Below are 11538 nucleotides of genomic sequence, written 5' to 3' on the forward strand. Positions count from 1 at the left end.
TGCCGCGCGCGAGGTCCCGCCCCGCGGCCTTCCCGTGCCTGCGGCGCCAACGGGCGAACCTGCCCTGGACCCTCGCTGGAAGCCTACCGGCCGGCCATCCGCCGGTGCGCCAGCACATGCGCCACCGCCGTCAGCACCAGCGTGGAGGCCATCAGCACGAAGGCGATGGCGCCGCCGAAGGGCCAGTTGTTCTGCTCGATGAACTGCCCATAGACCAGCGGCCCCATCATCTGGAATCGCGGCCCGCCGATCAGCACCGGCGTCGCATAGGCGTTCATGCCGAGGATGAAGGTCAGCACGCCGCCGGCCAGCACGCCCGGCATGGCGAGCGGCAGCAGCACGCGCCAGAACATGCGCGCTGGCGGGGCGCCGAGGTTGAAGGCCGCCTCCTCCACCGACCGGTCGATGCCCTCGATCACGCTCTGCAGGCTCAGCACCATGAAGGGCAGGTTCACCGCGGTGATGCCGATGATGACGGCGGGCTCGGTGTACATGATGTCGATCGGCCCGCTGGTGAGGCCGAGGCCCATCAGCGACGCATTCACCACGCCCTTGGCACCGAAGGCCACCATCCAGCCGGCCGCGCGCACGGCATTGCCGACGAAGAGCGGCAGCACGACGGCGATCAGCAGCAGGTTCTTGTAGCGGCTCTGCGTCCGCGCCAGCACATAGGCCAGCGGGAAGCCGAGCACGAGGCAGATCAGCATCACCACGAAGGCGATGCGCACCGTCCGCCACAGGATGTTCAGGTAGTAGGCGTCGGTGAAGAAGCGGACATAGTTGTCGATGGTCAGCGCATCGACCATGAACTGCCCGGGGACGAAGGCATTCAGGCTGTAGCGGAACAGCAGGCAAAGCGGCACCAGCAGCGCCACCACGACGAAGATCGTGGCCGGCGCCACCAGCCCCGCCGCGCCCCATGGGACGCGGCGGGTATCGGAAGCCGCCAGGCTCAAGCCTTGAACACCCGGTCCCACCAATCCTTCATCGCGTTGTTCTCCCGCGCGAGATAGGCGTAGTCCAGATCCACCAGCCGCCGCTGCTCCTCCGGCGTGAAGCCGATGCGGGCCGAAAGCTCCGGCTCCACCACGGCATTCGTGACCGTCGGGTTGAAGCCCATGTCGATGGCGAAGGCCTCCTGCGCGGACTTCTCCAGCATCGCGTCCATATAGGCATAGGCCCCGGCCTTGTTCGGCGCGTTCTTCGCGATGGAGAAGCCGGAGACATACATCGGCACGCCTTCCACCGGCGCCACCGTCTGCACGGGGATGCCGGCATTCTGCCACTGCACGCCACGCGCCTTCCACATCATGCCGAGCGCGATCTCCTCCGACTGCATCGCCGCCGCGAAGGCCTCATTCGTCGGATAGAGCCGCGCCCCCGCGCGCTTCGCCGCCAGCAGCAATTCCTTGCCCGGCTCGATGTTGGAGACGCTGCCGCCGGCGGCCAGCGCGGCCGCCACCATCACGAACTGGTACTGGATGTCGATGAAGCCGATCCTGTTGCCGTGGCGCGGATCGATCGCTTCCCGGAAGCCCGCCGGCGCGGCGACCAGCTTCGGGTTGTAGAGCACGACCTTGCCCGAATAGATGTGCCCCACGCCGAACTTGTAGCGCATCGCGGGGATGATGCTGGCCGCGTTGCGCAGCCGCGAATAGTCGATCTCCTCCGCGACGCCGGCCTCGCCCATCTCATGCATGTTGGCGGCGGAGAAGCCCTGGATGTCCACGGTCCCGCGCGGCAGGCGGCGTTCGGCCACCATCTTGGCGCGCCGCGGCGCATCGCTGGCCTGGTCCTGCACCACCTCCCAGCCCTGCGGCTTCAGGATCGGGTCCTCGATGTTCTTGGTCAGCAGCCGCGCATAGTCGCCGCCCCAGGTGCCGACCACGACGCGCCCGCGCCCCTGCGCCCGCGCGCTTCCCGCGCCCAGCGCCACCGCGCCCGCCCCCAGCAGCGCCTGGCGCCGCGTCACCGAAAACCTGCTCATGCTCGCCTCTCCTTGTCCTGTTCTCACGGGTCTTCACGCCGCATCGGGAAACACCATGCCGGCCGCGCGCGGCCAGCCGATGGGAACCGTCTCGCCCAGCGCCGGCGGCCTGATCCCCGCGCGGTTGGGCACATGCACCACCAGCTTCTCGCGCTCGGCGATGCGCACATGCAGCTCGATCAGCGGGCCGAGATAGGAGACGAACTCCACCACCCCCGCCAGCCGGTTCTCCTCGCCCTCCGGCGGCGCCAGGTGCACCGCCTCCGGCCGGATCGCGAGCACCGCGGGCCCCGGCGCCGCATCCGGCACCACCACATCCACGCCGCCCGCCGTCACGAAGCGCCCGCCCGCCGCCACGCGCCCGGCCAGGAAGGTGCTGCGCCCGACGAAGCCCGCCACGAAGCGATCCGCCGGCCGCTCATACAGGTCCTGCTGGCTGCCCACCTGCCGGATCGCGCCCTCCGCCATCACCACCAGCCGGTCGGCCACCGTCAGCGCCTCCTCCTGGTCATGCGTCACCATGATCGTGGTCAGGCCCAGTTGCCGCTGCAGCTGCCGGATCTCGACGCGCACCTCCTCCCGCAGCTTGGCGTCGAGGTTCGACAGCGGCTCATCCAGCAGCAGCACGTCGGGATGGATGGCCAGGGCCCGGGCGAGTGCCGCGCGCTGCTGCTGCCCGCCCGACATCTGCCGCGGCAGGCGCGCCGCGTAGGGCTCCATCCGCACCATGCGCAGCGCCTCGATCGCCCGCGCCTCGCGCTCGGCCTTCGGCACCTTCCGCATCTCCAGCCCGAAGGCCACGTTCTCCGCCACCGTCATGTGCGGGAACAGCGCGTAGTTCTGGAACACCATGCCGGTGTTGCGCAGCCAGGGCGGGCTCGCCGTGATGTCCCGCCCGCCGAGGCGGATCACCCCCGCGCTCGGCTCCACGAAGCCCGCCACCATGCGCAACGTCGTCGTCTTGCCGCAGCCGGACGGCCCCAGCAGCACCAGGAACTCCCCATCCGCGACGTCCAGCGTCACGTCCCGCACCGTCGTCACCGCGCCGTAGCGCTTGGTCAGCCCCGCGATCTCCAGCCTCGCCATCGCGTCACACCACCTGGGAGAGTTTGACGAAGCGGTCGGTGACCAGCATCGCGACGCCAATGACCACGATCTGCACCAGCGACACCGCCGCCACCACGGGGTCGATCTTCCAGGCGAGGTACTGGAGGATCGCGATCGGCAAGGTGGTCTGCCCCGGCGCCACCAGGAACATCGAGGCCTCCAGATTGCCGAAGGAGGTGACGAAGCCGAACAGCGCGCCGGCCACCACGCCCGGCCGGATCGCCGGCAGGGTCACGCGCCGGAAGGCCACCCAGGGCGTCGCGCCGAGGCTCAGCGCCGCTTCCCCGATGGAGGGGTTGAGCGTGGAGAGGCTCGCCGTCACCAGCCTGACCGCCCAGGGGATGACGATCAGCGCATGCGCCGCGACCAGCCCGGCCTTGGAGCCCAGCAGCGGCCATTCGGTGGCGATCTCCACCTCCATCTCGCCGACATAGAAGGCCGCGCCGAGCACCACGCCCGGCACCACCAGCGGCAGCATCAGCAGCGTGTTGAGGATGGGCTTCAGCGGCAGCCCGCTGCGCACCAGCGCCAGGCTCGCCGGCACCGCCAGCGCAAGCCCGATCGCCGTCGCCATCACGCTGACCTGCAGGCTGACCATGAAGCCGCTGGCGAAGGCGCGGTTGTCCGGGATGGCGGCGAACCAGCGCAGCGTATAGCCCGTGGGCGGGAAGGACGGGATCTCCTGCCGGAAGAAGGCGAGCCACGCCACCAGCAGCAGCGGCGTGACGATGATCGCCAGCGCGAAGCCGGCGCTGCCGCGCAGCGCCAGGCGCCGCAGGCCGCGCGATCCCATCAGCCGCCCCCCCGCGCCGCGCCGCGCGCGCGGTCCCGCACCAGGCGCTTGCGCGGGGCCTCTGCATGCCCGAAGGCCGGCAGCATGGGCGGCGGAAGCGGCGCCGCGGCGCCCGCATCCTGCCCCAGCCAGCCGCGCAGCTGCCGCTTCCACCAGCCCAGCATCGCGGCGTAGTAGGCAGGGTCATTGCGCAGCACGTTCTGCGCGATCATGCCGCGGATCAGGCACATGGTCGCGTTCAGCGACACCTGCGCCTCCTCCGCCGGAATGCCCGCCACCGCCGAAAGCCGGGTCCAGGACGCATCCAGCGCCGCGTGGAATTCCCGCACCACCGGCAGCAGCCGCTCCCGGAAGGGCGCGTTGTGGCGGGCCTCCGGCAGGAATTCCATCGTCACCTGGAACAGCCCGCTCGCCATCATGTCCCAGAGGTAGTCGACCAGCGCCTCGATCGGCATGGTCGGCGCGGGATAGGCATCGCAGAGCTTGCGCAGGCCGCCCGTCGCCTGGTCCAGCAGCCAGGCGATGGAGCAGACCAGCAGGTCCTCCCGGCTCGCGAAATGGTAGGTCAGCGCGCCGCGGGAAACGCCGGCGCGGCGCGCGATATCGGGCGTGGTCAGCCGGGTCAGCCCCTGGTCGCGCAGCGCCTCCACCGTGGCGCGCAGCAGCCGGGCCCGGGTTTCCTCCCGGCGCTCCTCCTGCGTTCGGCGGCGCGGCGCATCGATCATCACGGGATTGAGACAGCCCACAAACAAACACGCAAGTCTGTTCATGGCGCAAATCGCGCCCGCCCGGCGGGGGCTGCCTCGCGCGCGGGCAGCCCCGGCGCGGAACCTAGCCCCGCGCCACCGCCTCCGCGATCGCCTTGCCCACATCGATGGTGCCGGCCTGCCCGCCCATGTCGCGCGTGCGCGGCCCGCCCTCGGCCAGCAGCTTCTCGATGGTCTGCGTGATGCAGTCCGCCGCCGCCTTCTCCCCCAGGTGCTCCAGCATCATCGCCCCCGACCAGATCTGCCCGATCGGGTTCGCGATCCACTTGCCCGCGATGTCCGGCGCGCTGCCATGCACGGGCTCGAACATGGAGGGCGCCGTCTTCTCCGGGTTGATGTTGGCGCTGGCCGCGATGCCGATGGAGCCCGCCACCGCCGGGCCCAGATCGCTCAGGATGTCCCCGAACAGGTTCGATCCCACCACCACGTCGAACCAGTCGGGATGCTGGACGAAATGCGCGCAGAGGATGTCGATGTGGTATTCGTTCGCCGTCACCTCGGGATAGTTCTTCGCCATGAGCGCGAAGCGCTCATCCCAGTAGGGCATGGTGAAGGTGATGCCGTTGGACTTCGTCGCGCTCGTCACCTTCTTCCGCTTGCGCGTCATCGCCAGCTCGAAGGCGTATTTCATGATCCGGTCGCAGCCGATCCGCGTCATGATCGATTGCTGGGAAACGAATTCGCGATCGGTGCCCGGGAACATCCGCCCGCCGACGCTGCTGTACTCGCCCTCCGTATTCTCCCGCACCACGTAGAAATCGATATCCTCCGGCCCGCGGTTCGCGAGCGGGCTCTTCGACCCCGGCAGCAGCTTGCAGGGGCGCAGGTTCACATACTGGTCGAAGCCGCGGCGGATCGGGATCAGCAGGCCCCAGAGCGAGACATGGTCCGGCACCCCCGGCCAGCCGACGGCGCCCAGGAACACGCTGTCGCTGTCCCGCAGCTGGTCGAGGCCATCATCCGGCATCATCTTGCCGGTGGCGGCATAGGTCTCGCAGGACCAGTCGTAATGCTTCAGCTCCAGCTCGAAGCCGAAGCGCCGCGCCGCGGCGTCCAGCACGCGCAGCCCCTCGGGCGTCGTCTCCTTGCCGATGCCGTCGCCGGGGATGACGGCGATGCGGTGCTTTCTCGTGGTGCTCATGCGGGCTCGCTCCGGTCAGGGCGCGGACCCTGCCGCCCCCCGCCCGATCCGGCAAGCCCGCCCCTACAGCAGCAGCGTGTCCACGAAGCGCACATCGAGCAGCGGGTCGAAATCGCCCAGCAGGATGAAGGTATCGGACCCCGCCGCCCCCTGCACCCGCCAGATGTCGCCCGTGGTCCGCACCACGCTGGCGCCGGGGCCATAGCCCACGAAGACGATCTCGTCCCCCGCCGCCGCGCCATTGCCGGTGAAGTCCATGATGCGGTCGCTCTGCGCATCGCCGCGGCGCAGGATGAACAGGTCATCCCCCGTGCCGCCGAACAGCCGGTCCAGCCCGCCCCCGCCCTCCAGCGTATCGGCCCCGGCGGCGCCGGTCAGCACATTGGTCGCGCCATTGCCGATGATGAGGTTGTTGCCCGCATGCCCCGTGCCGTTGATCGAATCGGCACCGGTCAGGCGCAGCACCTCGAAGGCCGTGCCGAGCGTCCAGGTCACGCCCGCCATGACGGTGTCGTTGCCGGAGGCATCGGTCAGCCGGTCGCCGGCATCGTCCACCCAGTACAGGTCGTTGCCCGGGCCGCCATTCAGGCTGTCCGCCCCCGCCCCGCCATCCAGCGTGTCGTCGCCGCCGCTGCCATGCAGGGTCTGCGCGCCGGCGGCGCCCGTCATGCGGTTGGCGGCGCCATTGCCGGTGCCGCTGGTGCCGGGGGAGAGCAGTTCCAGCCCCTCCTGCCACCCGGCCATGGTCCAGCTGACGCTGCTGCGGATCGTGTCCTGCCCGCCGGTGTCCAGCAGCAGGTCGGCCAGGCTGTCCACGCCGTAGAAATCGTTGCCCGCCCCGCCCGCCAGCGTATCCGCCCCCGCGCCGCCATCCAGCGTATCGCCCAGGTCGCCGCCCGCCAGGTCGTCATCCCCCGCGCCGCCGGTCAGGGCGAAGCGCTCGATGCCGCCGAAATCCGCGAAATAGGCGCCGGTGCCCAGCACCCCGTCGCCATCCCCGAAGGCCATCAGGAAGACCGCGTCATCCTGCCCCGACCAGTCCGCCACCAGCAGGTCGATCCCCGTCCCGCCATCCACCACATGGCTGCCCAGGCCGATGACCAGCACGTCATCCCCCGAACCGCCCTGCAGCAGCGCCTCCGTCCCCGTGGCCGCCACCAGCGTATCCGCGCCGGCGCCGCCATCCAGCGCCCCGCTGCTGCCCGCGCCGCCCAGCACCAGCCGGTCCGCGCCGCCCTCGCCGCGCAGCAGCGCATCCGTCGCCACCAGCCCCTCCGCCACGGCCAGCAGCACGTCGTCACCCTCGCCGCCGGACAATTCGTCCTCCGCGCCGGCCACGCCGCGCAGCGTGTCCGCCCCCGCGCCGCCGCGCAGCAGGTCCGTCCCCTCGCTGCCTACCAGGTCGAAGCGCTCGAATCCCGTGAAGCGGATGGTGACGGGGTCGCCCACCGCGGTGTCGTCCAGCACCACGGTGATGCTGCCCCCCGCGCCCGCATCGGGCAGCACGGTGATGGCGGCAATCGCCTCCCCCGGCGCCAGGCGCAGCACGTCGTTGCCCTCTCCGCCATCCGCCAGCCCGCGCTGGGTCGCCAGGCCGAAGGCGGCGAAGGCGCCGGTCCAGGCCACCACCACCAGGTCGTCGCCCTCGCCCCCCAGCAGCCGGTCCATGGGCGCGCCCAGCAGCGTATCGGCCCCGGCCCCGCCTTCCAGCGTATCGGGCTCCGTCTCCGCGGCGCCCGGCGCCAGGCGGCCCGCCACCAGCAGGTCATTCCCCCCGGCGCCCAGCAGTCGGTCCATGCCGGTGCCGCCCACCAGCGTATCGGCGCCCGCCCCGCCATTCAGCAGGTCGGCGCCGCCATTCCCCTCCAGCCGGTCATTGCCCGCAGCCCCCAGCAGCGTGTCGCGGCCGCCATTCCCCTCATCCTGCGCATCGCCCAGGTCGCCGACCAGCGTGTCGTTGCCCGCGCCGCCATCCAGCCGGTCCGCGCCGAGCATCCCCGCCAGGCTGTCATGCCCCGCGCCGCCCAGCAGCAGGTCGTTGAAGCCCAGCGTCGTGGCCGTGGCCTCCGCATCGCCGATCAGCGTGTCCGCGCCATCCCCGCCATCCAGCGTGTCGCCGGCGGTACCGCCCAGCAGCCGGTCGTCCCCGGCCTCCCCCAGCAGGCGGTTATTGGCGCCCAGCGCCTGGATGGTGTCGTTGCCCTCCCCGCCGAAGGCGATGTCGAGGTCGCTCTCCCCCGCCTCGCCCAGCTCGATCCGGTCATGCCCCGCGCCGCCCCGCAGCGTATCGGCGCCGGGCCCGCCCAGCAGCGTGTCGTCCCCGCCGCCGCCATCCAGGCTGTCCGCCCCCGCCTGGCCGGCCAGGCTGTCCGCCCCCTCTCCCCCGCCCAGCGAATCGGACCAGGGCGAGCCCGGGGAGGTCTCGTCCCCCGCGCCGCCGACGAACAGCACCGGCAGGCCGGGGCGGGTGATGTTGAGCGTATAGGCCCCGACCGCCGTCCCCGCCGGCGCGCGCAGGCCGAAGACCCAGTAGCCCGTGGCCGTGGCCGTGAAGGACAGGAAGGGATCGGCGAGGGAGGCCGAGCCCGCATCCACCACCGCGGCATCCGCCGCCGTCGCCACCAGCGTGCCATTGGGGTTGAAGAGGGTGAGCGTCAGGTCGAGCGGCGCGGCGACGCCATCCACATCCAGCACCACCGCATCCCCGGCCGAGAGATAGACGGCGTAGTAGTCCTGGTCGGTCGTGGTGCCGATGCTGGCCTGGATCGTCGCCGTCATCAGCGCGGGGTGCAGGCTGCCGGCGCCATCCGCGGCACGGGCGGTGAAGGCGGCGCCGGGGATGGTCTGCGCCCCCATCACCCCCGCCACGCCCGTCAGCCCGTTCTCGATCTCCGCGATGATCGCCATGCCCCGCCCCTTCTGGCCGTCGACTCGGATGTCGTAACGGTCGCATTGCAGAAGGGCAGCTTCCTAGCGCCGCCGGTCCCGTTCATTGCGATTGCGTCAACGAAAGCCCCGAACGCGGTCGTTCTGCGGCAGGATTCGTTAAGATTCGGCTAAGACGGTTAACGCGCCCTTGCCGCGCGGCCGGGCCAGCGCAGCCGCGCCAGCCAGGGCAGCACCGCCACCGCCAGCCCGAGCACCAGGGTCAGCTGCGCCGGGCGCAACCCGGCGCCGGGGTCCAGGTTGGCGGCCAGGATGCGCGCAGCCGGCAGGTTGCTGGACAGGGCGTACCAGGCGAATTCCACCCCCGCCGCGCCCGCCGCCGCCAGCACCGCCAGCCCCGCCAGCGCCAAGGGGGAGGCCCGCCACCGCCCCGGCAGCGCCCGCCAGGCCATCAGGAACAGGAAGACGCCAGCCATCAGCACCGCGCCATCCGCACGGGACTTGGCCTGCAGGAACTGATGGAAAATGCCCGCCGCCGCCAGCGCATAGACGGCGCGGTGCAGCGCCTTCCACCGCCGGCCGAGCCGCGCCTGCCAGCCATCGGTGGAGGTCACGCCCAGCACCACGAGGCCCAGCAGCACCAGGAAGCCGAGGGTCAGGTAGAAGCGCAGCAGGATCTCGCTGGCGATCTCCGGCAGGTCCCAGGCCATGTGGCCGGCATACATCAGCAGGTGCAGCACCGCGTAGCCCAGCGCCACCAGCCCCAGCATGCGCCGGAAGGTCAGCGCCTGCGGCCAGTTGGCGACATGGCGCAACGGCGTGACCGCCAGGCTGATCAGCAGGAAGCGGATCGCCCAGGTGCCCGATTCCTTCGCCGCCGCCTTCCAGGGCTCCGCCCCCATCTGCCCGCTGCCGAGCAGCCAGAGCAGCACCAGCCCCGGCGCGATGGCGGAAACCAGCACCAGCATCCGGGTCCAGGAAAAGCGCCCGCCCCGTGTCAGCCAGGGCCAGGGGATGGACGGGCGATCAGGGGCGAGGGTCGTGGCGCTCATGCCCGCCCCTTCGCGCCGCGCGGCCCGGGCGTTACGCGGGGCAGCCTCACTCATGCGTCAGCAGGCCCCGTTCGCGGATGGCCGCCACGATGCGCGCCACCTCGTCCCGGGGCTGCCGGGCGAAGGGGGCGGGCGCATCGTCGATCGGCCGGGCCTGCCCGGCGGCTTGGAGGCTGGCATGCAGGGCCCTGTGGCGCGGCCCCTCGTCACCAAGGGGCGCGATGAAGATCGGCGCGGCGGTCACCAGCGCCTCCGACAACATGGAGACGCTGTCGCCCGACACCACCATCACATCCGCCCAGGCCAGGATGCCGAGATAGGGATTTTCCCCGGCACTCCCCCAGCCGTGGAGCCGATGCGGCACGGGGGCGAGGGCTTCCGCCAGCGCCGCGGTCGCGGCAGCCCCGGTCCGCCGGCTGGCCGTCGCCATCACGCTGCCCGCGAAGCCCGCCACCCGCCGGCCGAGCGCGGCGGCGATGGCGGGATCCAGCCCCTCCCCCCGCACCGGCCCGCCCAGCAGCAGGCCGACCCGGGGCGATGGCAGCCCCCCCAGCGCCGCGAAGCGGGTGCGCCCCGCCGCCAGCGCCGCCGGCGTCACCCGATGCGCGGCGCCCAGGATCTCGATCCGGTTCGGCGCCGGGCCCATCCCGTCATGCGCCCCCACCACCTGCAGGTCGAAGCCCGCGCTGCCCGGCGCCCGCATGCAATGCACCACCCGCGCGCCGCGCCGCCGGAGCCACAGCGCCACCGGCGCGGATCGCCGCCCGGCGGAGACCACCAGCCGCGGCCAGGGCGGGCGGAACGCGCCGCGGCTGGCCGGCGCCAGGCCCAGCAGCGTCCCCCAGCCCAGCGGCAGCCGCGCGAGCGGACCCCATTCCAGCGGCACCGCCCGGAAGGGCAGGCCCAGCCGCTCCGCGATGCCGATCGCCTGCGCCGCCGTCCCCGCGCGCGGATCGGCCAGCACCCAGACGGGTTCCGCCGCCTCGCTCATGGACGCCCTCATGGACGCCCTCATGGACGCGATGCACGGGCAGGGTTACGAACAGGCCTCACACCGCCCGCCCGACACCCGAGGATTTCGTCACGATGGCCATCCCCCACGCCTCCGACTGGGACCGCGACGCCGCGCTGACCACCGCGCGCATCCTGCTGGAAATCAAGGCGGTGAACTTCCGGCCGGAGGAGCCCTACACCTTCACCAGCGGCTGGAAGAGCCCCGTCTACATCGATTGCCGCAAGATCATCTCCTTCCCCCGCGCCCGCAACCGCATCTGCGACCTGGCGGTGGAGAAGATCGGCCGCCACATCGGCTACGAGACCATCGAATCGGTGGTGGGCGGAGAGACCGCCGGCATCCCCTTCGGCGCCTGGATCGCCGACCGGATGATGGCGCCCATGGCCTATGTCCGGAAGAAGCCCAAGGGCTTCGGCCGCAACGCCCAGATCGAGGGCGAGGTCCCCGTCGGCCAGAAGACCCTGCTGGTCGAGGATCTGACCACCGACGGCGCCAGCAAGATCAAGTTCGCCCAGGCGCTGCGCGACGCGGGCGCCATCTGCGACCACACCTTCGTCGTCTTCTACTACGGCGTCTTCCCCGGCAGCTTCGAGCAGATGAAGTCCATGGGCCTCAACCTGCACCACCTCTGCACCTGGTGGGACGTGCTGGAAGTATGCCGGGAACGCCCCTATTTCAGCGAAGGCGCGCTGAAGGAAGTGCGCAAGTTCCTGGAGGACCCCGTGGGCTGGTCCAGGGCCCATGGCGGCATCGGCAGCCTGGCGGAGGCCAAGCCGAAGGAGTGAGTTCG

General features: G+C 71.5%; 10 protein-coding genes. 1 reads left to right on the top strand and 9 read right to left on the bottom strand.

The genetic code is table 11. From position 1 onward, the window contains the following. Positions 1–83: 83 nt before the first annotated feature. From JJI54_RS14320 to JJI54_RS14360, 9 genes are all read right to left on the bottom strand, one after another. Positions 84–956: an ABC transporter permease gene (locus tag JJI54_RS14320; RefSeq protein WP_226381761.1), complete on the bottom strand. Its 873-nt coding sequence runs from the start codon at positions 954–956 to the stop codon at positions 84–86. Further along, positions 953–1987 carry an extracellular solute-binding protein gene (locus JJI54_RS14325; RefSeq protein WP_203073683.1) on the bottom strand — a complete coding sequence of 345 codons (1035 nt, stop codon included), beginning with the start codon at positions 1985–1987 and terminating at the stop codon, positions 953–955. Before JJI54_RS14325 ends, JJI54_RS14320 begins: the two co-directional genes overlap by 4 nt. 33 nt (positions 1988–2020) lie before the next feature. Continuing rightward, a complete protein-coding gene (locus JJI54_RS14330; RefSeq protein ID WP_203073684.1) occupies positions 2021–3073 on the bottom strand; it encodes an ABC transporter ATP-binding protein in 1053 nt (350 codons plus the stop codon). 4 nt (positions 3074–3077) lie between these two features. Then, entirely contained in the window at positions 3078–3887 is an 810-nt protein-coding gene (locus tag JJI54_RS14335) for an ABC transporter permease (RefSeq protein WP_203073685.1), read from the bottom strand. Continuing rightward, a complete protein-coding gene (locus tag JJI54_RS14340; RefSeq protein ID WP_203073686.1) occupies positions 3887–4612 on the bottom strand; it encodes a TetR/AcrR family transcriptional regulator in 726 nt (241 codons plus the stop codon). Before JJI54_RS14340 ends, JJI54_RS14335 begins: the two co-directional genes overlap by 1 nt. A gap of 106 nt (positions 4613–4718) precedes the next feature. Next, positions 4719–5795 (bottom strand): tartrate dehydrogenase, encoded by a 1077-nt coding sequence (locus JJI54_RS14345; RefSeq protein WP_203073687.1) that lies wholly within the window; start codon positions 5793–5795, stop codon positions 4719–4721. 63 nt (positions 5796–5858) lie between these two features. Beyond that, positions 5859–8702 (bottom strand): pre-peptidase C-terminal domain-containing protein, encoded by a 2844-nt coding sequence (locus JJI54_RS32715; RefSeq protein ID WP_203073688.1) that lies wholly within the window; start codon positions 8700–8702, stop codon positions 5859–5861. A 158-nt stretch (positions 8703–8860) separates the two neighbouring features. Then, on the bottom strand, positions 8861–9733 hold the full coding sequence (locus tag JJI54_RS14355; protein ID WP_203073689.1) for a protein-methionine-sulfoxide reductase heme-binding subunit MsrQ: 873 nt from the start codon (positions 9731–9733) through the stop codon (positions 8861–8863). Between the two features lie 46 nt (positions 9734–9779). Continuing rightward, complete coding sequence (locus JJI54_RS14360; RefSeq protein ID WP_203073690.1) at positions 9780–10736, bottom strand: mitochondrial fission ELM1 family protein; 957 nt, start codon at positions 10734–10736, stop codon at positions 9780–9782. A gap of 83 nt (positions 10737–10819) precedes the next feature. Here JJI54_RS14360 and JJI54_RS14365 point away from each other — a divergent pair, with 83 nt between their 5' ends. Continuing rightward, the gene (locus JJI54_RS14365) at positions 10820–11533 is read left to right on the top strand and encodes an orotate phosphoribosyltransferase (protein ID WP_203073691.1); all 714 of its coding nucleotides are present in this window, start codon (positions 10820–10822) and stop codon (positions 11531–11533) included. The last annotated feature ends 5 nt before the right edge of the window (positions 11534–11538 follow it).

The sequence above is a fragment of the Falsiroseomonas ponticola genome, from assembly GCF_016805305.1.
Taxonomy (GTDB): domain Bacteria; phylum Pseudomonadota; class Alphaproteobacteria; order Acetobacterales; family Acetobacteraceae; genus Falsiroseomonas; species Falsiroseomonas ponticola.